We start from the raw sequence: 23,700 nt of genomic DNA, 5'->3' as shown, positions 1-23,700 counted from the left end.
CGGTGGGACTATTCTACTCTGCAGATCGGGCCGGACACGACCGCTGGTTAAGGGCTCGGCCCGGCAGCTAGAGTGCCTCCAGCGCATCGGCGAGCTTGTCCACGGCGACCACCTCCATGCCGGGAGGCGATGACTTGGGTGCATTTCCGCGAGGCACGATGGCGCGGGTAAAGCCGTGCTTGGCCGCCTCGACGATGCGCTCCTGGCCGCTGGGCACCGGGCGGATCTCGCCGGAAAGCCCCACCTCGCCGAACACCACCAGCTCCCGGGGCAGCGGCCGGCTCTGCAGGCTGGAGACCACCGCCAGCAGCACGGCCAGGTCGGCACTGGTCTCCAGCACCTTGACCCCGCCCACCACGTTGAGGAAGACATCCTGGTCGCCGGTGAAGAGCCCACCGTGGCGGTGCAGCACCGCCAGCAGCATGGCCAGGCGATTGGGATCGAGACCCACGGCGACCCGCCGGGGGTTGCCCAGCGCCGAGTCGTCGAGCAGCGCCTGCACCTCGACGAGAATCGGCCGTGTGCCCTCCCAGACCACCATCACCAGGCTGCCCGGCGACTGCTCCTCGGCCCGGGAGAGGAAGATGGCGCTGGGGTTCTTCACCTCCTTGAGACCGTGCTCGAGCATGGCGAAGACCCCCAGCTCATTGACCGCGCCGAAGCGGTTCTTCTGCCCACGCAGGGTGCGAAAGCGCGAGTCGGCCCCTCCCTCCAGCAGCAGGGAGGCGTCGATCATGTGCTCGAGCACCTTGGGGCCGGCCAGGGTGCCATCCTTGGTCACATGGCCCACCAGCAGCAGCACGGTGTTGCTCTGCTTGGCGAAGCGGGTCAGGGCCGCGGCGGACTCGCGGACCTGAGCCACGCCCCCCGGCGCCGAGGCGATGTCCTCCAGGTGCATGGTCTGGATGGAGTCGATCACCAGTATCTCGGGGCGCTCCCGCTCGGCCACGGCGAGCACGGTCTCGACGCTGGTCTCGGCCAGCATCTTGAGCCCCTGGACCGGCAGCTGGAGGCGGTGGGCGCGCATCGCCACCTGGGAGAGCGACTCCTCACCGGTGACATAGAGCACCCGGCGGGACTGGGCCAGCTTGCAGGCGGTCTGCAGCAGCAGGGTCGACTTGCCGGCGCCGGGGTGTCCCCCCAGCAGCACCGCCGACCCCGGCACCAGCCCGCCCCCCAGCACCCGGTCGAACTCGCCGAAGGTGGAGGAGAGCCTCGGCACCTCGGAGAGATCCACATTGGCGAGGTCCACCACCTCCCGCGTCAGGGCCCCGGCATAGCCGCTGCGCCCACCGCCGGCGCCTGTGCTCCCGGCACCGGGCCGCGCGGCGGCCAGGCGAACCTCGCTCAGGGTGTTCCACTCCTGGCAGCTGGTGCACTGCCCCTGCCACTTGCGGTACTCGGCACCGCACTCGGTGCAGACGAAGGCGCTCTTTGCCTTGGCCATGGTGTTTCGACTCCCGGATCCTGGCTGGAGGGGCATTCTAGCAGCCCGCAAACACCCGGGGCGGCACCATGGCCGCCCCGGGGTTCGTCCCTGACCGCAGTGGATCAGCGACGCTGCAGCTGCAGCATCTCGCTGTTCTGGAAGCGGCGACGCTGGGGGTCGATCAGCTCCAGGGTCTGCTCGTCCAAGCGCAGGAAGTAGTAGATCTGCCCCTCGCCGTCCGGCGTCAGTTCGTAGACGGTTGCGTCCGGGTCGGTCGCGGTGCCGCTGAGCACCTCCCAGTTGCCGGCGTAATTCTCATCGGGCGGGTTCTGGGGATGGGCACGATAGGAGGCCTGAAGGGTAAAGGTCCGCTCCTCCGGCTGGCTCTGCTCGCTACCCTGCATGACCACATCCAGGTCGATACCGTCACAGTTGCGGCACGGCAGGGTACCCTGATAGCGTTCTTCCGCAACATAGGGTCCAGGCGCACTGGGCCCGGGAGTCGGTCCGGCGGCACAGCCGGCCAGCAGTGCCAGCATGGCCGATCCCGCGAGCAAGGTCCTGATTTGCATGTGTGTCCTCCTGAGCAGTGGGCAATGACACCGTCATTCACGGCGGCCTGTCTGACAGCATAACCTCTCATGCCAGCGGCGGACAGCCTGCCTGGCTTTCAGCCCGCCGCCGGATGGACGTGGCCAAAGACCAGGGCCAGCACCACCGGCATCACCACCAACGCCCCCAGGTTGCCGATCAGCACCAGGGAGGCCACCTTGTGGGGCTCCTGGCGGTACTGTTCGGCGACCAGGTAGTTGAGTACCGCCGGCGGCAGGGCGGCAAAGACCCACAGCGCCGCCGCCTGGAGGCCGGAAAGGCCCAGCAGCCAGATCAGCGGGACGGCCAGCACCAGCCCCGAGAGCGGGCAGAGCAGCGCCCCCAGCACCCCGGTCTTCCAGTCGCCGAAGTCGATGTCGAGCATCCGCACCCCGAGGGCAAAGAGCAGCAGCGGAATACAGACGCCACCCAGCATATGCAACGCCTCCAGCAGCCAGCCCGGCAGGCCGACACCGGCCAGGTTGACGGCCAGGCCGGCGATGCTGGCCAGCACGATGGGCATGCGCAGGATGCGCCACAGCGGCGTGCCAGGGCTGAGCATCCAGAGCCCCAGCGAGAAGTGCAGCAGCATCTCGACGATGAAGAGGACCACAGCGGCGGGCAGCGCCGCCTCGCCGAAGGCCAGCAGCAGCAGCGGTATCCCCATGTTGCCGGAGTTGTTGAACATCATCGGCGGCAGGAAGGTCTTCGGGTTGAGCTTCAGCCACTTCACCAGCGGCCAGAGCAGCACGCCGGAGCCCACCACGATCACCGCGCCCCCGAGCGCCAGGCCCACATACTCCTCCAGGGGCGCCTCGCCGTCGGCCAGCACGGCGAAGACAAGCATCGGCACGAACAGCTCCATGTTGAGCGTATTGATGCTGCGAATGTCCGGCGTCCGGAAGCGGCCGTAGAGGGTGCCGCAGCCGGCGATCAGGAATACCGGCAGCAGGGTGGCAAGAATCTGGGCGGTCATGGGGATTCCAGTGGATTCGAATCTATGCAAGCGCTCCACAGACTAGCACGGTGCCGGCTTGCACGGCTGCCGCGGGCAGGTCAACATGAGCCGAGTCCTGTCCCTTGCCAACGAAGCGAGCCAACATGAGCAAGTTCTGGAGCCCCAGGGTGCGCGAGCTGACGCCCTATGTCCCCGGTGAGCAGCCCCGCGAGCGCCTGATCAAGCTGAATACCAACGAGAACCCCTACCCGCCGGCCCCCGGCGTGGGTGCCGTACTGCGCGAATTCCGCACCGACCACCTGCGCCTCTATCCGGACCCGGAATCCCGCGCCCTGCGCGAGGCCCTGGCCCTGGAGTTCGGCGTCGAGGCCGAGCAGGTATTCGTCGGCAACGGCTCCGACGAGGTGCTGGCGCTGGCCTTCCAGGCCTTCTTCTGTCAGGAGAAGCCGCTGGAGATGCCCGAGATCACCTACAGCTTCTATCCCGTCTACTGCCGGCTCTATGGCATCGAGCGCCGCGCCCTCCCCCTCACGGCTAGCCATGAGGTGGACCTGAACGCCTTCTCGGCCGGCAGCGGCGGGGCGATCTTCGCCAACCCCAACGCCCCCACCGGGCACGGCCATGGCCGCGACGCCATCGAGGCGCTGCTGGGTCGCGTCACGGAGTCCGTGGTGCTGGTGGACGAGGCCTACGTGGACTTCGGCGGCGAAAGCGCCACTTCCCTGGTGGCTCGCTTCCCCAACCTGCTGGTGACCGGCACCTTCTCCAAGTCCCGCAGCCTGGCCGGCCTGCGACTGGGCTATGCGGTGGGCTCCCGAGAGCTGATCGAGGGGCTGAACCGGGTCAAGGACTCCTTCAACTCCTACCCTATCGACAGCCTGGCCAGCGCCGTGGCCATCGCCGCCCTGGAGGACAGGGAGCACTTCGAGGCGTGTCGCGAGAAGGTGATCACCACCCGCGAACGCACCCGCGGCAGGCTCGAGAAGCTGGGCTTTGAGGTACTGCCCTCCCGGACCAATTTCGTGCTGGTCAGCCACCCGGAACACGATGCGGCCCAGCTGTTTGTCGGCCTGCGCGAGCGCGGCATCCTGGTACGCCACTTCAACACCGAGGCCCTGCGCGACTACCTGCGCATCACGATCGGCACCGAGGATGAGATGGACAGCCTGATGGAGGCCCTGGAGGCAATCTGCCGCTGACCGACAGCGACCGCGTCGCCAGACGCAAAAAGCCCCGACCACCTCACGATGATCGGGGCTTTTCTGAATAGGTACCCGCCGAATGGCCACGAAAAAACCCCGAACATCTGAATGCTCGGGGTTTTCTCGGTATAAGTGCCTGACGATGATCGCGCCGGGCTCCGGGGGCCGGCACTCCGCGACTCGACTCGCCTCATCCTGAGTCTCGCCCTACGGGCCCGCTGACGCGGTTTCCGCCTGTTCCCGACAGGCGGGATCAATGGAGAGAAGCCTAGCTCGTCACGCTGCCGCCATGCGAAAAACCCCGACCATCTCACGATGATCGGGGTTTTTCTGTATAAGTGCCTGACGATGACCTACTCTCACATGGGGAGACCCCACACTACCATCGGCGCTGAGCGGTTTCACTGCTGAGTTCGGCATGGGATCAGGTGGTTCACGCACGCTATGGTCGTCAGGCGAAAAGGGTGTGAATCATGCTGAGATACGTCTCGCGTACCCGGCGTCGTCTGTTATCGACAGACCCCTTGGGTGTTATATGGTCAAGCCTCACGGGCCATTAGTATCGGTTAGCTCAACGCCTTGCAGCGCTTCCACATCCGACCTATCAACCAGCTGGTCTCGCTGGGCCCTTCAGGAGGCTCGAGGCCTCAGGGAAGTCTCATCTTGAAGGGGGCTTCCCGCTTAGATGCTTTCAGCGGTTATCCTGTCCGCACATAGCTACCCGGCAATGCCACTGGCGTGACAACCGGAACACCAGAGGTGCGTCCACTCCGGTCCTCTCGTACTAGGAGCAGCTCTTCTCAAACTTCCAACGCCCACGGCAGATAGGGACCGAACTGTCTCACGACGTTCTAAACCCAGCTCGCGTACCACTTTAAATGGCGAACAGCCATACCCTTGGGACCGACTTCAGCCCCAGGATGTGATGAGCCGACATCGAGGTGCCAAACACCGCCGTCGATGTGAACTCTTGGGCGGTATCAGCCTGTTATCCCCGGAGTACCTTTTATCCGTTGAGCGATGGCCCTTCCATACAGAACCACCGGATCACTAGAACCTACTTTCGTACCTGCTCGACGTGTCTGTCTCGCAGTCAAGCACCCTTATGCTCTTGCACTCAATGCACGATTTCCAACCGTGCTGAGGGTACCTTCGTGCTCCTCCGTTACGCTTTGGGAGGAGACCGCCCCAGTCAAACTACCCACCACACACGGTCCTCGATCCGGATAACGGACCTGAGTTAGAACGCCAATGATGCCAGGCTGGTATTTCAAGGTTGGCTCCACCCGAACTGGCGTCCGGGTTTCAAAGCCTCCCAGCTATCCTACACAAGCAACATCAGCGTCCAGTGTGAAGCTATAGTAAAGGTTCACGGGGTCTTTCCGTCTAGCCGCGGGTACACAGCATCTTCACTGCGATTTCAATTTCACTGAGTCTCGGGTGGAGACAGCGTGGCCATCATTACGCCATTCGTGCAGGTCGGAACTTACCCGACAAGGAATTTCGCTACCTTAGGACCGTTATAGTTACGGCCGCCGTTTACCGGGGCTTCGATCAGGAGCTTCGCTTGCGCTAACACCATCAATTAACCTTCCGGCACCGGGCAGGCGTCACACCCTATACGTCCGCTTACGCGTTTGCAGAGTGCTGTGTTTTTAATAAACAGTTGCAGCCACCTGGTATCTTCGACCGCTTCGTGCTCCGACCGCGAGGGCCTTCACACTAATGCGGCGTGCCTTCTCCCGAAGTTACGGCACCATTTTGCCTAGTTCCTTCACCCGAGTTCTCTCAAGCGCCTTGGTATTCTCTACCTGACCACCTGTGTCGGTTTGGGGTACGGTCTCACTGTATCTGAAGCTTAGAGGCTTTTCCTGGAAGCGTGGCATCGATGACTTCCTGACCGTAGTCAGTTCGTCTCGCCTCTCGGCCTTAGGATCCCGGATTTGCCTGAGATCCCAGCCTACTGGCTTTCACCAGGACAACCAACGCCTGGCTCACCTAGCCTTCTTCGTCCCCCCATCGCAATACAGTGAGGTACGGGAATATTGACCCGTTTCCCATCGACTACGCCTTTCGGCCTCGCCTTAGGGGCCGACTCACTCTGCTCCGATTAGCGTCGAACAGAAACCCTTGGTCTTCCGGCGGGGGAGTTTTTCACTCCCCTTGTCGTTACTCATGTCAGCATTCGCACTCGTGATACCTCCAGCAAGCCTCTCGACTCACCTTCATCGGCTTACACGACGCTCCTCTACCGCTCGTCATTCGACGAACCCGTAGCTTCGGTACCTGGTTTGAGCCCCGTTACATCTTCCGCGCAGGCCGACTCGACTAGTGAGCTATTACGCTTTCTTTAAAGGATGGCTGCTTCTAAGCCAACCTCCTAGCTGTCTGAGCCTTCCCACATCGTTTCCCACTTAACCAGGATTTGGGGACCTTAGCTGACGGTCTGGGTTGTTTCCCTTTTCACAACGGACGTTAGCACCCGCTGTGTGTCTCCCACGCTTGCACTCACCGGTATTCGGAGTTTGCCTCGGGTTGGTAAGTCGGGATGACCCCCTAGCCGAAACAGTGCTCTACCCCCGGCGGTGATACGTGAGGCGCTACCTAAATAGCTTTCGAGGAGAACCAGCTATCTCCGGGCTTGATTAGCCTTTCACTCCGATCCACAAGTCATCCAAATCTTTTTCAACAGATCCTGGTTCGGTCCTCCAGTTGATGTTACTCAACCTTCAACCTGCTCATGGATAGATCGCCCGGTTTCGGGTCTATTCCCAGCGACTGGTCGCCCAGTTAAGACTCGGTTTCCCTACGCCTCCCCTATACGGTTAAGCTCGCCACTGAAAATAAGTCGCTGACCCATTATACAAAAGGTACGCGGTCACAGAACGAGTCTGCTCCCACTGCTTGTACGCACACGGTTTCAGGATCTATTTCACTCCCCTCTCCGGGGTTCTTTTCGCCTTTCCCTCACGGTACTGGTTCACTATCGGTCAGCCAGGAGTATTTAGCCTTGGAGGATGGTCCCCCCATGTTCAGTCAAGGTTTCACGTGCCCCGACCTACTCGATTTCACATGATCAGATTTTCGACTACGGGGCTATCACCCACTATGGCCGCGCTTCCCAGCGCGTTCGCCTAATCAGTCACATGCTTAAGGGCTGGTCCCCGTTCGCTCGCCGCTACTGGGGGAATCTCGGTTGATTTCTTTTCCTCAGGGTACTTAGATGTTTCAGTTCCCCTGGTTCGCCTCCCGACACCTATGTATTCAGTGCGGGATACCCAGCTTGTGCTGGGTGGGTTTCCCCATTCAGAGATGCCCGGGTCACAGGTTGTTTGCCACCTCGCCGAGCCTTATCGCAGGCTTCCACGTCTTTCATCGCCTCTGGCTGCCTAGGCATCCACCGTGTGCGCTTAATCGCTTGACCATATAACCCCAAAGGGTCTGGTCTGCGATAACGTACGACATTGCCGGATACGCTTGAGACGTATCACTTGTTTCTTCTGGATCACTCCAGAAGGAACGTTTGTCAGCATGATTCACATTGTTAAAGAGCGACTGTCAATCGACAGTCATAAACCTGACATTTTTTGCAGAGATGCTGGCTTATGACTGCGGATCCGATCAGGTAAGACTGCTGCAGGGGAGACGATGGTGGAGCCAAGCGGGCGGTGCGACGTTTCGCTCGAAGTCGAGCGCGACCCCGGCGCGACCTCCTAGTGCCGGCAGGCGCTCTTCTAGCTGAGCTCCTCAATACTTTCCGAAGAAAGTGGTGGAGCCAAGCGGGATCGAACCGCTGACCTCCTGCGTGCAAGGCAGGCGCTCTCCCAGCTGAGCTATGGCCCCACTGATACCCGATACTTCTGGGTAATTTTATTCAGGCCAAGGCATTTTGTGGCGATGCATAGCCTGCTATGCGAGTCACAAAATAACGCAGGACTGGATAAAATTTGGTGGGTCTGGGCAGATTTGAATAAACCTCGCGACCTCACCCTTCTCTTTACAGAACTTCTGGGGGTGCGCTCTAACCAACTGAGCTACCCGGCCGTTCAGAGAATGGTGGGTCTGGGCAGATTTGAACTGCCGACCTCACCCTTATCAGGGGTGCGCTCTAACCAACTGAGCTACAGACCCATTGGTCACGCTGGGCCTATACCCAAACAGTCTTTTGCTCTGGTCGATCAGGTAATTCATTGTGAGCACTTGTCGCGAGTCGGTGACGTCGTCGATAAGGAGGTGATCCAGCCGCAGGTTCCCCTACGGCTACCTTGTTACGACTTCACCCCAGTCATGAACCACACCGTGGTGATCGCCCTCCGAAGTTAGGCTAACCACTTCTGGTGCAGTCCACTCCCATGGTGTGACGGGCGGTGTGTACAAGGCCCGGGAACGTATTCACCGTGACATTCTGATTCACGATTACTAGCGATTCCGACTTCACGGAGTCGAGTTGCAGACTCCGATCCGGACTGAGAACAGCTTTATGGGATTAGCTCCACCTCGCGGCTTTGCAACCCTTTGTACCGTCCATTGTAGCACGTGTGTAGCCCTACCCGTAAGGGCCATGATGACTTGACGTCGTCCCCACCTTCCTCCGGTTTGTCACCGGCAGTCTCCTTAGAGTTCCCGCCATTACGCGCTGGCAAATAAGGACAAGGGTTGCGCTCGTTACGGGACTTAACCCAACATTTCACAACACGAGCTGACGACAGCCATGCAGCACCTGTCTGAGAGTTCCCGAAGGCACCAAGGCATCTCTGCCAAGTTCTCTCGATGTCAAGGGTAGGTAAGGTTCTTCGCGTTGCATCGAATTAAACCACATGCTCCACCGCTTGTGCGGGCCCCCGTCAATTCATTTGAGTTTTAACCTTGCGGCCGTACTCCCCAGGCGGTCGACTTATCGCGTTAACTGCGCCACAAAGGTCTCAAGGACCCCAACGGCTAGTCGACATCGTTTACGGCGTGGACTACCAGGGTATCTAATCCTGTTTGCTACCCACGCTTTCGCACCTCAGCGTCAGTGTCAGTCCAGAAGGCCGCCTTCGCCACTGGTATTCCTCCCGATCTCTACGCATTTCACCGCTACACCGGGAATTCTACCTTCCTCTCCTGCACTCTAGCCTGACAGTTCCGGATGCCGTTCCCAGGTTGAGCCCGGGGCTTTCACAACCGGCTTATCAGACCGCCTACGCGCGCTTTACGCCCAGTAATTCCGATTAACGCTCGCACCCTCCGTATTACCGCGGCTGCTGGCACGGAGTTAGCCGGTGCTTCTTCTGTGGGTGATGTCCTTCCTCGGGAGTATTAATCCCAAGGCTTTCTTCCCCACTGAAAGTGCTTTACAACCCGAGGGCCTTCTTCACACACGCGGCATGGCTGGATCAGGCTTTCGCCCATTGTCCAATATTCCCCACTGCTGCCTCCCGTAGGAGTTCGGGCCGTGTCTCAGTCCCGATGTGGCTGATCATCCTCTCAGACCAGCTACGGATCGTCGCCTTGGTGAGCCATTACCTCACCAACAAGCTAATCCGACATGGGCTCATCCGATAGCGCAAGGTCCGAAGATCCCCTGCTTTCTCCCGTAGGACGTATGCGGTATTAGCCTGGGTTTCCCCAGGTTATCCCCCACTATCGGGCAGATTCCCATGCATTACTCACCCGTCCGCCGCTCGACGCCTGGAAGCAAGCTTCCATCGTTTCCGCTCGACTTGCATGTGTTAGGCCTGCCGCCAGCGTTCAATCTGAGCCATGATCAAACTCTTCAGTTTAAGATCATATAGTGCATTAAGCGCACCAAACTTGGCTCAAGGTTCAAACGTTTCTCAAAAGACCCGGAGGTCTTGACGAGTCGCTTGCCTTGATGGTTCTGTGACTGGTCACCGAACTCATCGACAAGCGCCCACATGAATTACCTGATCGATTGTTAAAGAGCGGCTTCGAACTCTCGGGCGAACCCTGTGGAGTGAAGCGTCTCGCTGTGCTGTCGACCGGAGTAGGCTCTCTTGAGCTCTCCGCCTGCCGTCAGCGCCCTGCGAGGAAGGCGTATTCTACCGATTCGCTTCAGCGTGTCAAGCGGTGGTTGGCGATGCGCTGCATCCCGACCGGCTTCCGCTGACAGCCCGCCTCATCCTGCCGAGGCGTCTGCGAATAGAGCCCTCAGCGAGCCCCGTAGACTTAGTGGCGCACATTCTAGCGAATCTGCAGTGATTGTCAACTGAAAGTTTTTCGAAGCGTTTCAAAAAACTCAGACAGATCAATCACTTCTACCACCTGTTACCGCCTGCAACCTTGCTGGTCACCGGCAGCGGATGCGTACTTTACGGTTTTCCCCGGGGCCCTGCAAGCCCTTCCGGTAAAAAAGTTTCAGAACGGTGGCGGAAAGGCGAAGCTTTCGAGTCAGCGCGCCCCGAAACTGCCCACAGCGCCCCGGCGGCCCAGGGTTGTGAATAGATCTCGAGTCACCCCTGGAGCAGCGCCAAATAAAGAAGAGCGGAGCCTGGAAACGGCTGCGCCCGCATGAAGCGGGCGCAGCATCTATCAACTACAGCTGATGTCGGGTAGCCGATGGCCCACTACTTGAGAGTCACCCGGGCGTAGCGCTTCTTGCCCGCTTGGATCACGTAGCTCTTGCCGGTCGTCAACATATGGTCCCGCTCGACCACTTCGCCGTCTACCTTGACCCGGCCGTTGCCCAGCATGTCCTTGGCCTGAGCGCTGTTATTGGCCAGGCCGGAGCGGTTGAGCACCGCGGCAATGGGCGCCTGCTCGCTGCCTTCGAAGTCCACTTCCACCTCGGGCAGGTCCTCGGGGAGCTCACCCTCGGCCAGCTGATTGCCCGCAGAGCGATGCGCATTGGCCGCGGCCTCCTCGCCGTGATAGCGGCCGATCAGCTCACGGGCCAGGACCATCTTGATGTCGCGGGGGTTGGCGCCGGCCTCAACGTCGCGCTTGAGCGACTCGATCTCCTCGTTGGACTTCAGCGAGAGCAGCTCGAAGTAGCGCCACATCAGGCTGTCAGGCATGGAGACCAGCTTGTTGAACATGGCGCCCGGGGCCTCATCCACTCCCACATAGTTGCCCAGCGACTTGGACATCTTCTGCACGCCGTCCAGCCCCTCGAGCAGCGGCATGGTAATGACTACCTGGGGCTCCATGCCGTAATGCTTCTGGATTTCGCGCCCCATCAGCAGGTTGAACTTCTGGTCGGTGCCGCCCATCTCGATGTCGGCTTCAAGCGCTACGGAGTCGTACCCCTGCACCAGCGGATAGAGGAACTCGTGGATGGAGATCGGCTGCCCGGACTTGTAGCGCTTGTCGAAGTCGTCCCGCTCGAGCATGCGCGCCACCGTGCTCTGGGCGGCCAGTTCGATCATGCGGGCGGCGTTGAGCTCGCCGAACCACTCGGAGTTGAAGCGCACCTCGGTCTTCTCGGGGTCCAGGATCTTGAACACCTGCTCCTTGTAGGTCTGGGCGTTGGCACGGACCTCCTCCTCGGTGAGCGGCTTGCGGGTGACGTTCTTGCCGGTGGGGTCACCGATGCGCCCGGTGAAGTCGCCGATCAGGAAGATGATCTGGTGGCCGAGGTCCTGGAACTGACGCATCTTGGTCAGCAGCACGCTGTGGCCCAGGTGCAGGTCGGGGGCGGTGGGGTCGAAACCCGCCTTGATCCGCAGCTTGCGCCCGGACTCCAGCTTCTTGATCAGCTCCTCTTCCAGCAGGATCTCCTGTGTGCCTCGCTTGAGCAGCGCCAGTGCGCTAGCCACGTCGCTCATCATCTCCTACTCCACGTGTACGGTTGCCGGGCCCCGGCCGGGACCATCGAATGGGGCAGAATGGTAGCATGAGTCGACGCCCTGCAGTGACGCACCAACGACCCGAGAGAGTGCCATGCCCCTTTATATTGGCCTGATGTCCGGCACCAGCCTGGACGGTATCGACGCAGCCCTGGTGGAAATGGACGACACCTCGGAGAGCGGCCGCCCGCGCCTCCTGGCGACCCACGCCGAGCCCATGCCCGCCGCCCTGCGCGACTCCCTTTGGGCGCTGTGCCACACCGAGCGTCCGAGCTTTGCGGAGCTCGCCGCCGCCGAGGATCTCTTCTGCCGTCTGCAGGCAGATGCCGTGGCGGCCCTGCTGGAAGTCAGCGGCACGCCCCGGGAGACGGTGGAGGCCATCGCCAGCCACGGCCAGACCATCGAACACGCCCCGCTGGGGCACGCCGGCGGCCCCGCCTACACCCTGCAGCTGGACAATCCCAGCCTGCTGGCCGAGCTCACCGGGCTCTGCGTGGTGGCCGACTTCCGGCGCAGGGATCTGGCCGCGGGGGGGCAGGCGGCACCCCTGGCGCCGGCCTTCCACCAGGCGCTCTTCCGTGCGGAGGGAGAGTGGCAGCTGGTGCTCAACCTGGGCGGCTTCGCCAACCTGACCCTGCTGCCACCGCGCGAGGACCCGCGGTCACCGCTGGGTTTCGACTCCGGTCCCGCCAACGCCCTGCTGGACGCCTGGCACGCACGCCACCGCGGCGGCCACTTCGACGCCGATGGCGCCTGGGCCGCTTCGGGGCGAGTCGACGCGGCCCTGCTCGGCCGGCTGCTGGCGGAGCCCTTCTTTCACCTGCCCCCGCCGCGCAGCACGGGCCGCGAGCTCTTTCACCTGGAATGGCTTGCGAAACGGCTGAGCGGACGGGAGCGTCCCGAGGACGTCCAGGCCACCCTGGCCGAGCTGACGGCAGCCAGCGTGGCCCTGGCCGTGGAGATGGCGCGGGAGCGGCTGCAGGCCCCCGAACCCGCACGACTGATTCCCTGCGGCGGCGGCGCCCACAACCGCGACCTGCTGGCCCGGCTGGCCCGCCGGCTGCCCACCACCACGCTTGTCTCAAGCGCCGACTCGGGCTGGCCCGCCGACTGGCTGGAGGCCGGCGCCTTCGCCTGGCTGGCCTGGCGAAGGCTGCGCGGCCTGCCGGGCAACCTCTCCTCGGTGACCGGCGCGGCGGGCCCCCGAGTGCTGGGCGGGGTCTACGCCCCCTGAGCCGGGGGCAGCCGCCACATCAGAAGTCCTCGTCGCGCTTGAGCGAGAGCTGGCTCGCCGCCTTGCGCGCCTGGGCCAGCCCCTCGCTACCCTCATCGCCGTACTTGATCATCATGCGCAGGTCGTTGGCCGAATCGGCGTGCACCAGCGCCACCTCCTCGGTGATCCTCCCCGCCCGAAAGAGGTCGTAGAGCGCCTGATCAAAGGTCTGCATGCCCTGATCCCGGGAGCGCCCCATCACCCGCTTGATCTCGCTGACATCTCCCTTGCCGATCAGGTCGCTGATCAGTGGCGACCTGAGCAGGATCTCGATGGCCGCACAGCGGCCACCGTCCACCGTGGGCAGCAGCTGCTGGGCCACGATGGCACGCAGGTTGAGGGAAAGGTCCAGCCAGATCTGCTCGTGGCGCTCGTGGGGGAAGAAGTGAATGATGCGGTCCAGTGCCTGGTTGGCGTTGTTGGCATGCAGGGTCGCCAGGCAGAGGTGGCCGGTCTCGGCAAAGGTCAGGGCATGCTCCATGGTTTCCCGGGTCCGGATCTCGCCGATCAGCACGACGTCAGGAGCCTGGCGTAGGGTGTTCTTCAGCGCCACCTCGAAGGAGTCGGTATCGATGCCTACCTCACGCTGGTTGATGATCGCCTTCTTGTGCGGATGCACATACTCGATGGGGTCCTCGACGCTGATGATATGGCCCCCCAGGGTCTCGTTACGCTGCTGGATCATCGAGGCCAGGGTGGTCGACTTGCCGGTACCGGTCCCCCCCACCACGAACACCAGACCGCGCTTGAGGTTGGCCAGCTCGCCCAGCACGCCCGGCAGCCCGAGCGTCTCCAGGTGAGGAATCTCGAAGGCGATTCGGCGAATCACCATGGCCTTCTGGTTGCGCTGCTGAAAGGCGCTGACACGAAAGCGCCCCCTGTCCTTGAGGCTAAGCGCGAAGTTGGCCTCGCGCTCCAGCTGAAAGCGCTCGGCCATGCCCACGGGAATGGCGATATTGACCAGCTCGTTGACCTGCTCCACGGAAAGCCGCTGATCTCCCATGGGAATCAGCTGACCGGCCCGCTTGAGCGTCGGCGGTGCATTGACCGAGATCAGCAGATCCGACGCCTCCTGCTGCACCATGATGTCCAGCAGCTGATAGAGCCACTCCTTCGCCATCATTCCCCTGCCCCCTCGTCACTGTCCTGTCAGAGCGCCTGCAGAACACCCTTGGCCTTGGATTGAGCTTCCTCACGGGTCACCAGATTATCGGCGACCAACTTGGCAAGTGAAGCGTCCAGAGTCTGCATCCCGAGACTCCCTCCGGTCTGGATGGCCGAATAGATCTGTGCCACCTTGTCCTCGCGAACCAGGTTGCGTACCGCCGCCGTGGCGATCAGTATCTCGTGGGCAGCCACTCGCCCGCCGCCGATGCGCTTGAGCAGGGACTGCGAGACCACTGCCTGCAGCGACTCGGAGAGCATGGAGCGCACCATGGACTTCTCCTCCCCCGGAAAGACATCGATGATCCGGTCGATGGTCTTGGCCGCCGAGGTGGTGTGCAGGGTACCGAACACCAGATGGCCGGTCTCCGCTGCGGTCAGCGCCAGGCGGATGGTTTCCAGGTCGCGCATCTCACCCACCAGGATCACGTCCGGGTCCTCGCGCAGGGCGCTGCGCAGGGCCTGAGCAAAACCGTGGGTGTCGCGGTGCACCTCGCGCTGGTTGATCAGGCAGCGCTTGCTGCGGTGGACGAATTCTACCGGATCCTCGATAGTCAGGATGTGCTCGTAGCGATTGCTGTTGATGTAGTCGATCATCGCCGCCAGGGTAGTACTCTTGCCCGAGCCGGTGGGGCCGGTCACCAGTACCAGGCCCCGGGGCAGCATGGAGAGCTGGCGGAACACCTGCCCGAGCCCCAGATCTTCCAGGGTCAGGACCTCGGAGGGAATGGTCCGGAACACCGCCCCCGCGCCACGGGCGTGGTTGAAGACGTTGACACGGAAGCGCGACACCCCCGGCACCTCGAAGGAGAAGTCGGTCTCGAAGAACTCCTCGTAGTCACGGCGCTGGCGGTCGGCCATGATGTCGTAGATCAGCTTGCGGACCTCACGGTCCTCCATGGCCGGCACGTTCAGGCGGCGTATGTCGCCGTCGACGCGTATCATCGGCGGCAGCCCCGCCGACAGGTGCAGGTCCGAGGCCTTCTGCTTTGCCGAAAATGCCAGCAGTTCGGTAATATCCATCTGTTTTCCCTTGCTCCCGAAGCCCCGGTGACATCGTGTAATGAACAGTATGACAGAGCTTGCCACATGACGGTCTCTTCTGCCTCCAGTCCGCTCGCCGAGTCCCTGGCCGCCGTGCGTACCCGTCTGGCCGAGGCCCTGAACGACGCCGGCCGCCCGGCCACCGATGCCCGCCTGATGGCGGTCAGCAAGACCAAGCCGGCATCGCTGATCCGCGAGGCCTGGCACCTCGGCCAGCGCGAATTCGGCGAGAACTACGTCCAGGAAGCCCTGGAGAAGCAGGCGGCACTGGCCGACCTCGACGGCATCGTCTGGCATTTCATCGGCCCGCTGCAGTCCAACAAGACCCGCGACGTGGCCGAACACTTCGCCTGGGTACATAGCGTAGACCGCGAGAAGATTGCACGGCGCCTCAACGATCAACGCCCCGCGGATATGCCGCCGCTGGAGATCTGCCTGCAGGTCAATATCAGCGACGAGGCCACCAAGTCCGGCGCCAGCCTGGCCGAGCTGCCGGCGCTGGCCGCAGCGGTGCTCTCGATGCCGCGCCTGCGCCTGCGCGGCCTGATGGCGATCCCGGCCCCCGCCGAGGACCGGGAAGCCCAGCGGAAGCCCTTCGCCCGCCTGCGCGAGGCCCTGGAAGCGCTGCGTGAGCGCTTCCCCGAGGCTCCGTTGGATACCCTCTCCATGGGCATGACCGGCGACCTCGAAGCCGCCGTGCGGGAAGGCGCTACCCTGGTACGCGTCGGCACCGCCATCTTCGGGGAGCGCGAGCCGCCCCGCTGAGCCACCAACGAACAACGCCGCCGCCGGATACCCCGCGGCGCTCCATCGTCGAGCGATACAGGACACCCCCATGGCCACCAGAGTCACCTTCATCGGCGCCGGCAACATGGCCAGCGCCATCATCGGCGGAATGATCGAGAGCGGCCACTCCCCCTCCTCGATCACCGCCACCTCGCCCAGCGACGCCTTCCTGGCGCCGGTCCATGAGCGCTATGGCATTCACACCAATACCGATAACGTCGCCGCCGTGGCCCAGGCCGACGTGGTGGTGCTGGCGGTAAAGCCCCAGATCATGAAAGAGGTGTGCGAGGGGCTCGCCAGCGTGGTGCAGCAGCGCCGTCCGCTGCTCATCTCGGTGGCCGCCGGCCTGGACGCCGAGACCCTGGAAGCCTGGCTCGGCGGCGACCTGGCCATCGTGCGCTGCATGCCCAACACCCCGGCCCTGGTGGGCGCAGGCGCCTCCGGTCTCTACGCCAACGCCAAGGTCAGCGATGAGCAGCGCACGCTTGCAACCGAGCTGATGGAGGCCGTGGGCCTGGTGGCCTGGGTCGAGGAGGAGCCCCTGCTCGACGCCGTCACCGCCGTCTCCGGCAGCGGGCCTGCCTACTTCTTCCTGATGTTCGAGGCCATGGAGGAGGCCGGCGTCAGGCTCGGCCTGCCCGCCGAGACCGCCCGCCGGCTGGCCATGCAGACCGCCCTGGGCGCCGCTAAGATGGCGATGGCCAGCGACAAGCCGCCGGAGGAGCTGCGCCGCAACGTGATGTCGCCGGGCGGCACCACCGAGCGCGCCGTATCACGCCTCGAACAGGGTGGCCTGCGCCAGCTGATGGCCGAGGCCATGGAAGAGTGCGCCGAACGCGCCCGCGAGATGGCCGCCGAACTCGGCAAGCGCTAGCACACACCGCTACCGGCTGGCCGCCCGATGCGGCCAGCCACGACATGGAGGAATCCTCATGGGCAATGCCGGCCTGCTGCTGGTCAACACCCTGGTCAACCTGTACATCTTCCTGCTGATGCTGCGTTTCCTGCTGCAGGCGTCACAGGCCGACTACTACAACCCCATCAGCCAGACGGTAGTGAAGATTACCCAGCCGGCGGTGCGCCCCTTCCAGGGCTTCCTGGGCCCGGTGATGGGTCGCTTCGACATGGCCACCCTAGCCGCCGGCTTCGTAATCAAGGCGGTTAGCATCGTCATCATCCTGCAGATCGCCGGCTTCGGCATGGCGCCGATTGCCGGCGTGGCCATCGGCGCCGTGGCGGCGCTGGCCAATGCCATCCTGAAGATCTACTTCTTCGCGCTGATCGTGATGATCATCCTCAGCTGGGTGGCGCCCAACGCCAGCCATCCGGGGGCGCTGCTGGTTATGCAGCTGGTGGAGCCGATCATGGCCCCGCTGCGCAAGGTGATCCCGCCCCTGGGCATGATCGACCTCTCGCCCATCGTGGCGTTCATCGCCATCAGCATGATCGATGGTATCGTGGTGGGCTCGCTGACCCGCGCCGCCGGCGTGGCCGGCGCCCTGGTCGGGCTGTGATGCCCGACGCGCCCATTCAGCCCCACCACAACGACTGGACACGGAACCACTGATGCCCGAGCTCCCTGGTGACTCGGTCGGCCTGGTGACGCCGCAAACGGCGCACTTCGACGACCCCCTGGCCCTGGCCTGCGGCAGGACGCTGCCGGCCTACGACCTCGTCTACGAGACCTACGGCACCCTGAACGCCGAGCGCTCCAACGCGGTGCTGATCTGCCACGCCCTCTCCGGGCATCATCACGCCGCCGGCTACCACAGCGCCGACGAGCGCAAGCCGGGCTGGTGGGATACCCATATCGGCCCCGGCAAGTCCATCGATACCGAGCGCTTCTTCGTGGTCTCGCTCAACAACCTGGGCGGCTGCCACGGCAGCACCGGCCCCAATCGCGAGAATCCCGAGAGCGGCCGGCTGTGGGGGCCGGAGTTCCCGATGATGACGGTCAGCGACTGGGTCAACAGCCAGGCCCGGCTGGCCGACCGCCTGGGGATCGAGCGCTTCGCCGCGGTGATCGGCGGCAGCCTCGGCGGCATGCAGGCGCTGCAGTGGGCCCTGGCCTACCCCGAGCGGGTCGCCAGCGCCGCAGTGATCGCCGCCACCCCCAAGCTGTCGGCCCAGAACATCGCCTTCAACGAGGTGGCCCGCCAGGCCATTCGCTCGGACCCCGACTTCCACGACGGCTGGTACGCCGAGCACGGCACCGTGCCGCGGCGCGGCCTCAAGCTGGCGCGCATGGTGGGGCATATCACCTACCTCTCCGAAGATGCCATGGGCAGCAAGTTCGGCCGCGACCTGCGCAGCGACGACCTCAACTTCGGCTTCGACGTGGAGTTCCAGGTGGAGTCCTACCTGCGCTACCAGGGAGACACCTTCTCCACCTCCTTCGACGCCAACACCTACCTGCTGATGACCAAGGCCCTGGACTACTTCGACCCGGCCGCGGCCCACGAGGGCGACCTGGCCCGGGCCCTGGCCCCGGCGCAGTGCCCCTTCCTGGTGGTCAGCTTCACCACCGACTGGCGCTTCCCGCCCTCGCGCTCCCGGGAGCTGGTCAACGCCATGGTGCGCGCCGGCAAGGCGGTCAGCTATGCCAATATCGACTCGACCCATGGCCACGATGCCTTCCTGATGCCGGAGCCTCGCTACCAGGCGGTGTTCGCCGCCTTCATGGATCGCGTCGCCCGCGACATCGGCCTGGAGACCCGCCCATGATGAACCGGCCCGACTTCAAGCTGATCCACGACTGGATCCCCGAGGGCGCCCATATCCTCGACCTGGCCTGCGGCGACGGCTCCCTGCTGGCGGCCCTGGCCCGGGACAAGAACGTCACCGGCTACGGTCTGGAGATCGACCCCGACGGCATCACGGCCTGCGTCGCCCGGGGCGTCAACGTCATCGAGCAGAACCTCGACGAGGGGCTTTCCAACTTCGAGGATGACGCCTGCGACCTGGTGGTCATGACCCAGGCCCTGCAGGCCCTGCGTCGCCCCGACCGCGCTCTGGACGAGATGCTGCGGGTGGCCAGCGAGGCGATCATCACCTTCCCCAACTTCGCCTACTGGCGCCATCGGGTGCACCTGGGCATTCGCGGCTACATGCCGGTCTCCAAGTCGCTGCCCCACGCCTGGTACGACACCCCCAACATCCACCTCTCGACCTTCAACGACTTTGAACAACTCTGCCGGGACAAGGGTCTCATTATCGTCGACCGAGCGGTGGGCATCGGCGACCACGAGGGCCACTGGACCTCGCGGCTGTGGCCCAACCTGTTCGGCGAAATCGCGATCTTCCGGGTCGCCCGCGGTTGACCCGGCAACGGCACAAGAGGGTTCACGATGAGGCAAGGCTTCCTGAGCGGGCTGCTCGCCGCCGGCATGATGCTGCTGGCGGGCACCGCCGTCGCCCAGCAGTATGAGCAGGTCGGCAACTATCAGATCCACTACAGCGCGGTGAACACCAGCTTCCTGCCAGAAGAGGTGGCACGGGAACACAATATCCAGCGCAGCCAGGTGATGGCGCTGCTCAACGTCAGCGTGCTCGAAGAGCGCGAGGATGGCACCACCCGCGCCCTGCCGGTCAGCGTCAACGGCACGGTAGGCGGACTCAACAGCAGCGATCCGAGCGCCCCACTGAGCTTCCGCACCCTGCGCAGTGGCGACGCCCCCTCCCAGGTGGCGGTCTTCCGCATCCACGACGACGAGCCCATGCGCTTCGACCTGGAAGTGCTCCACGACCGCAACGCCGAACCGGCCCGGGTCAGCTTTATCCAGCGCTTTTACATCGACCGCTGAGTCTCCGCCGGGCCTGCCCGGCGCCGGCGATCAGTCGTTGAAACGTCGCTCGAGGGCCACCGGCAGCACCGGCCCGAGGCGAATCGCCACCGGTGTCTCACCGCGGCGCCCCACCTCGCAGCGCCGCGCCAGCACCTCCACGCCGCTTGCCGCCGCCGCCCTCAGCGCCGCCGCATAGGCCGGGTCGAGGTGCTCGGCCGGCGCCACGTCGGGGATGGCCTCATGGGCCACGCAGAAGAGCAGCACCGCACGCTCGCCGCGCCCGGCCAATGCTGAAAGAACCTCCAGGTGCCTTCTGCCCCGCTCGCTCACCGCGTCCGGAAAGTAGCCGTGGCCGTCGGCCTCGCGGAGCGTCACCTGCTTGACCTCCACGAAGGCACTGCCGCGCACCGGGTCATTCAGGCGAAAGTCAAGGCGCGCCGCGAGGCCGCCCTCGAGCACCACCTTCGCCTCGCGCCCGAGCGTCGCATAGCCGGCCAGCTCCACCACCCTTTCGGCACGCAGCGCCTCCTCGACGATGCGGTTGGCCCGCCCGGTCTGCACCGAGGCCAGCGCCACGCTGCCATCGGGCTGGGGCAGCTCGATCAGCTCCCAGGTCCAGGCCAGCTTGCGCTTCGGGTTGTCGCTGGGCGAGAGCCAGACTCGACAGCCCGGCACGTTCACCGCCCGCATGGAGCCGGTGTTGGGGCAGTGGGCGACTACCTCGCGGCCGTCGGCGAGGCGCACGTCGGCGAGGAAACGCTTGTAGCGCCGCAGCAGGGTGCCCGGCACCAGCTCCGGATAGTCCATGCGCGCCCCCTACTGCCGGGCCAGGAAGCGTGCGAGGCGGCTCACCGCCTCCTCCAGGCGCTCGACCCCGGTGGTAAAGGCGATGCGCACATGGTGCTCGCCCCCTTCGAGGGCAAAGTCGACCCCCGGCGTGATCGCCACGTTCTCCTCCTCCAGCAGGCGCCGGCAGAAGGCCTGGCTGTCGTGACTGTAGCGGGAGATGTCGAGCCACAGGTAGAAGGCGCCCTGGGGCGGCAGCGAGGGCGCAAGCCCCAGGGGCGCCAGGGCCGCCAGCAGGGCGTCCCGGCGGCGCGCCAGCTCACTGCGACGGGCCTCGAGAATCCCGCGACACTCGGGGGTGAAGGCCGCCAGCGCCGCATGCTGGGCGAGGGTGGGGGCGGCCAGGAAGACGTTCTGGGCCAGCCGGGTCAGCGGCTCCACCGCCGCCTCCGGCGCCAGCAGCCAGCCCAGTCGCCAGCCGGTCATGCCGAAGTACTTGGAGAAGCTGTTGACCACGAAGGCGTCCGGGGTGAGCGAGGCCACCGAGAGCGGCTCGAGATCGAAGCAGAGCCCCTGGTAGATCTCGTCCACCAGCAGGTGCCCGCCCCTGGCCGCCACGGTCTCCGCCACCGCCGCGAGCCGGTCGGCATCCAGCATATGGCCGGTGGGGTTGGAGGGGGTGGCCAGCATCGCCAGGCGGGTGGCATCGCGCCAGTGGGCCTCGATCAGGCCCGCATCCAGCTGCCAGCCGCTCTCGGGGCCCACCGGTACGGCATCCACCTCGGCCCCGGCCAGGGCCATGAAGTGGCGGTTACAGGGGTAGTTGGGATCGGCCATCAGCACCCGGTCGCCGGGGCCGGCGAGCAGCTGGCTGGCCAGCAGCAGCGCCCCGGAGGCCCCGGGCGTGACCAGGATGCGCCGCGGGTCGACCTCGGCACCGAAGTGCTCGGCATAGTGGCCGGCGATCGCCTCGCGCAGGGCCGGCAGGCCCGCCGCCGGGGTGTAGCGGGTCTGGCCTGCGGCCAGCGCCGCCTGGCCGGCGGCCACCACCGGCTCGGGGGTGGGAAAGTCGGGCTCGCCCACCTCCAGATGGATCACGTCGTGGCCGGCGGCCTCACGGGCCTGGGCGGCTTCCAGCAGGCTCATCACCCGGAAGGGGGCGACACGGTCGATGCGTGGACTCCACGCCATGGCAAGGCTCCTGTCAGCGATCGGCGGGCATGGCATCATGCCGGCCGGAGGAATGGTGATAGGCGCGGGGAGCTCGGGCTCCCCGTCGTGGTCAAACCGACATGACCCCGAGGCGTGCCAGTGTAGCGACTTTGGTGGCAGGTTCGCAGCCGGCGGCGGCCACGAGGTTGCAAAGCCCCGGCTTTTCCGCTAAACAAGCATGCCTTTGGCGTGAGATACCTTGCATCACGGCGGGTATTGATCAGCAGTCACTCAAGTAACGAGGCAGTCCCATGCCAGTAGCCGACAAGAAAGCGGAAGCTCCCAAGAAGTTCACCCCGTACGAACCGGCGGCGGGTGAGGAGTACATGAACGAGCAGCAGCTGGAGCACTTCCGACAGATCCTGCTGGGCTGGAAGCAGGAGCTCATGGAAGAGGTGGACCGCACCGTACGCCATCTGCAGGAAGAGGCGAACAACTACGCCGACCCGGCCGACCGCGCCACCCAGGAGGAGGGCTTCAGCCTGGAGCTGCGCACCCGGGATCGCGAGCGCAAGCTGCTCAAGAAGATCAACGAGACCCTCGAGAAGATCGACGAGGACGACTACGGCTTCTGCGAGGCCTGTGGCGTCGAGATCGGCATCCGCCGCCTGGAGGCCCGTCCCACGGCCACCCTCTGCGTCGACTGCAAGACGCTGGCCGAGCTCAAGGAAAAGCAGCTGGGCGGCTGAGCCGGCCTGTCGATGCCTTTTCCGACGCACAGCGACGGGCACCCCTGGGTGCCCGTTTGCATGTCTGACGACCGGAGCTCCCCATGACGCCCTATCGCGGACGCTTCGCCCCGACCCCGTCCGGCCCGCTGCACTTCGGCTCCCTGGTGGCCGCCCTGGCCAGCTTCCTGGACGCCCGCCATGCCGGCGGCGAGTGGTGGCTGCGCATCGAGGACATCGACCCTCCGCGCTGCCCTGCCGGCGCCGCCGACGCCATCCAGCGCCAGCTCGAGGCCTTCGGCCTGCACTGGGATGGCCCGGTGCTCTGGCAGCACGACCGCGGCAACGCCTATGCGGCCGCTCTGGAACGCCTGCGCGACCAGGGCCTGGCCTACCCCTGCAGCTGCTCGCGCAGGCAGTGGCGCGACCACTCCGTCTACCCCGGCTGGTGCCGCCAGGGCGTGCGTGACCCCGGCAGGCCGGTGGCCTGGCGGCTGCGCAGCGACCTGGGCCTGCGCCCGGTGGTGTGGCAGGACCGGCTGTTCGGCGAGCAGCGCTTCGACCCGGCCGACCTCGGGGACGTGGTGCTCAAGCGCAAGGATGGCCTCTGGGCCTACCAGCTCGCCGTGGTGGTAGACGACGCCGACCAGGGGATCAGCGACGTGGTACGCGGCTTCGACCTGCTCGACAACACCCCCTGGCAGCGCCAGCTTCAGCACGCCCTGGGCTATCCGGAACCGCGCTACCTGCACCTGCCGCTGATCCTCGGCGAGGATGGCCAGAAGCTCTCCAAGCAGAACCTGGCGCCGGCCCTGCCCACCGAGGACGCCGCCGTGCGCCCGCTGCTGCACGGGGCACTGGCGGCCCTGGACCAGGCCCCGCCCGTCGAGCTTCGCCAGGCGCCGGTGGCGGAGCAGCTGGCCTGGGCCGTCGACCACTGGCAGGTAGCGCGACTGCGAGCCGAACCGCACCGCACCCACGGGGCGGACGCCCCCCTGCCCGACTGAGAGGC

The 23,700-nt window shown here is 64.7% G+C and carries 18 protein-coding genes, 2 tRNA genes and 3 rRNA genes; 10 read left to right on the top strand and 13 right to left on the bottom strand.

The features are described from left to right. Nucleotides 1–67: 67 nt before the first annotated feature. The 3 genes from radA to NHL60_RS01145 all read right to left on the bottom strand — a co-directional run bounded on the left by radA (nucleotide 68) and on the right by NHL60_RS01145 (nucleotide 2,996). Complete coding sequence (gene radA / locus NHL60_RS01155; protein WP_253447889.1) at nucleotides 68–1,447, bottom strand: DNA repair protein RadA; 1,380 nt, start codon at nucleotides 1,445–1,447, stop codon at nucleotides 68–70. A 104-nt stretch (nucleotides 1,448–1,551) separates the two neighbouring features. Next, nucleotides 1,552–2,001 (bottom strand): copper resistance protein NlpE N-terminal domain-containing protein, encoded by a 450-nt coding sequence (locus NHL60_RS01150; protein ID WP_253447887.1) that lies wholly within the window; start codon nucleotides 1,999–2,001, stop codon nucleotides 1,552–1,554. 98 nt (nucleotides 2,002–2,099) lie between these two features. After that, nucleotides 2,100–2,996 (bottom strand): AEC family transporter, encoded by an 897-nt coding sequence (locus NHL60_RS01145; RefSeq protein WP_253447884.1) that lies wholly within the window; start codon nucleotides 2,994–2,996, stop codon nucleotides 2,100–2,102. Nucleotides 2,997–3,121: 125 nt separating this feature from the next. Between NHL60_RS01145 and hisC the strand changes: the two genes are divergently transcribed. Beyond that, a complete protein-coding gene (gene hisC, locus NHL60_RS01140) occupies nucleotides 3,122–4,177 on the top strand; it encodes a histidinol-phosphate transaminase (RefSeq protein ID WP_253447881.1) in 1,056 nt (351 codons plus the stop codon). Nucleotides 4,178–4,520: 343 nt separating this feature from the next. Here the strand turns inward: hisC and rrf are convergent. From rrf to tyrS, 6 genes are all read right to left on the bottom strand, one after another. Beyond that, nucleotides 4,521–4,636, bottom strand: a 5S ribosomal RNA gene (gene rrf, locus NHL60_RS01135). A gap of 79 nt (nucleotides 4,637–4,715) precedes the next feature. Then, a 23S ribosomal RNA gene (locus NHL60_RS01130) occupies nucleotides 4,716–7,604 on the bottom strand. A 343-nt stretch (nucleotides 7,605–7,947) separates the two neighbouring features. After that, nucleotides 7,948–8,023: transfer RNA gene (locus tag NHL60_RS01125), tRNA-Ala, on the bottom strand. A gap of 211 nt (nucleotides 8,024–8,234) precedes the next feature. Beyond that, nucleotides 8,235–8,311 (bottom strand) — tRNA-Ile (locus NHL60_RS01120). A 95-nt stretch (nucleotides 8,312–8,406) separates the two neighbouring features. Continuing rightward, nucleotides 8,407–9,945, bottom strand: a 16S ribosomal RNA gene (locus tag NHL60_RS01115). The 16S, 23S and 5S rRNA genes sit together here with 2 tRNA genes alongside, the layout of an rRNA operon. 804 nt (nucleotides 9,946–10,749) lie before the next feature. Further along, nucleotides 10,750–11,949: a tyrosine--tRNA ligase gene (gene tyrS, locus NHL60_RS01110; protein WP_253447878.1), complete on the bottom strand. Its 1,200-nt coding sequence runs from the start codon at nucleotides 11,947–11,949 to the stop codon at nucleotides 10,750–10,752. 115 nt (nucleotides 11,950–12,064) lie between these two features. Here tyrS and NHL60_RS01105 point away from each other — a divergent pair, with 115 nt between their 5' ends. Further along, on the top strand, nucleotides 12,065–13,204 hold the full coding sequence (locus NHL60_RS01105) for an anhydro-N-acetylmuramic acid kinase (protein ID WP_253447875.1): 1,140 nt from the start codon (nucleotides 12,065–12,067) through the stop codon (nucleotides 13,202–13,204). Nucleotides 13,205–13,223: 19 nt separating this feature from the next. On the opposite strand, the gene NHL60_RS01100 is transcribed toward NHL60_RS01105, so the two are convergent. Beyond that, nucleotides 13,224–14,366, bottom strand: coding sequence for a PilT/PilU family type 4a pilus ATPase (locus NHL60_RS01100; RefSeq protein ID WP_253447873.1), 1,143 nt, complete (start codon nucleotides 14,364–14,366; stop codon nucleotides 13,224–13,226). Between the two features lie 26 nt (nucleotides 14,367–14,392). Further along, the gene (locus NHL60_RS01095; protein WP_253447869.1) at nucleotides 14,393–15,430 is read right to left on the bottom strand and encodes a type IV pilus twitching motility protein PilT; all 1,038 of its coding nucleotides are present in this window, start codon (nucleotides 15,428–15,430) and stop codon (nucleotides 14,393–14,395) included. A 66-nt stretch (nucleotides 15,431–15,496) separates the two neighbouring features. Here NHL60_RS01095 and NHL60_RS01090 point away from each other — a divergent pair, with 66 nt between their 5' ends. From NHL60_RS01090 to NHL60_RS01065, 6 genes are all read left to right on the top strand, one after another. Then, complete coding sequence (locus NHL60_RS01090; RefSeq protein ID WP_253447865.1) at nucleotides 15,497–16,216, top strand: YggS family pyridoxal phosphate-dependent enzyme; 720 nt, start codon at nucleotides 15,497–15,499, stop codon at nucleotides 16,214–16,216. A gap of 70 nt (nucleotides 16,217–16,286) precedes the next feature. Next, complete coding sequence (gene proC / locus NHL60_RS01085; protein WP_253447862.1) at nucleotides 16,287–17,111, top strand: pyrroline-5-carboxylate reductase; 825 nt, start codon at nucleotides 16,287–16,289, stop codon at nucleotides 17,109–17,111. Nucleotides 17,112–17,169: 58 nt separating this feature from the next. Continuing rightward, nucleotides 17,170–17,751: a YggT family protein gene (locus NHL60_RS01080; protein ID WP_253447859.1), complete on the top strand. Its 582-nt coding sequence runs from the start codon at nucleotides 17,170–17,172 to the stop codon at nucleotides 17,749–17,751. A 52-nt stretch (nucleotides 17,752–17,803) separates the two neighbouring features. Next, complete coding sequence (locus tag NHL60_RS01075) at nucleotides 17,804–18,961, top strand: homoserine O-acetyltransferase (RefSeq protein ID WP_253447856.1); 1,158 nt, start codon at nucleotides 17,804–17,806, stop codon at nucleotides 18,959–18,961. Then, nucleotides 18,961–19,557, top strand: a complete 597-nt coding sequence (gene metW, locus NHL60_RS01070) for a methionine biosynthesis protein MetW (RefSeq protein ID WP_253451933.1) — start codon at nucleotides 18,961–18,963, stop codon at nucleotides 19,555–19,557. The genes NHL60_RS01075 and metW overlap by 1 nt, the downstream gene beginning before the upstream one ends. A 27-nt stretch (nucleotides 19,558–19,584) precedes the next feature. Further along, nucleotides 19,585–20,040 carry a DUF4426 domain-containing protein gene (locus tag NHL60_RS01065; RefSeq protein WP_253447853.1) on the top strand — a complete coding sequence of 152 codons (456 nt, stop codon included), beginning with the start codon at nucleotides 19,585–19,587 and terminating at the stop codon, nucleotides 20,038–20,040. 30 nt (nucleotides 20,041–20,070) lie between these two features. Here the strand turns inward: NHL60_RS01065 and sfsA are convergent, their stop codons facing one another. Both sfsA and NHL60_RS01055 read right to left on the bottom strand, forming a co-directional pair. Further along, complete coding sequence (gene sfsA, locus NHL60_RS01060) at nucleotides 20,071–20,829, bottom strand: DNA/RNA nuclease SfsA (protein ID WP_253447850.1); 759 nt, start codon at nucleotides 20,827–20,829, stop codon at nucleotides 20,071–20,073. Between the two features lie 9 nt (nucleotides 20,830–20,838). After that, entirely contained in the window at nucleotides 20,839–21,999 is a 1,161-nt protein-coding gene (locus tag NHL60_RS01055) for a pyridoxal phosphate-dependent aminotransferase (protein WP_253447848.1), read from the bottom strand. Nucleotides 22,000–22,271: 272 nt separating this feature from the next. Between NHL60_RS01055 and dksA the strand changes: the two genes are divergently transcribed. Further along, entirely contained in the window at nucleotides 22,272–22,709 is a 438-nt protein-coding gene (gene dksA, locus NHL60_RS01050; RefSeq protein ID WP_253447845.1) for an RNA polymerase-binding protein DksA, read from the top strand. 83 nt (nucleotides 22,710–22,792) lie between these two features. Beyond that, nucleotides 22,793–23,695, top strand: a complete 903-nt coding sequence (gluQRS, locus tag NHL60_RS01045) for a tRNA glutamyl-Q(34) synthetase GluQRS (protein ID WP_253447842.1) — start codon at nucleotides 22,793–22,795, stop codon at nucleotides 23,693–23,695. The last annotated feature ends 5 nt before the right edge of the window (nucleotides 23,696–23,700 follow it).

This window comes from Halomonas sp. Y3, assembly GCF_024137965.1.
GTDB classification, from domain to species: Bacteria; Pseudomonadota; Gammaproteobacteria; order Pseudomonadales; family Halomonadaceae; genus Halomonas; species Halomonas mongoliensis.
This window is presented reverse-complemented; position numbering and strand designations above follow the sequence as displayed.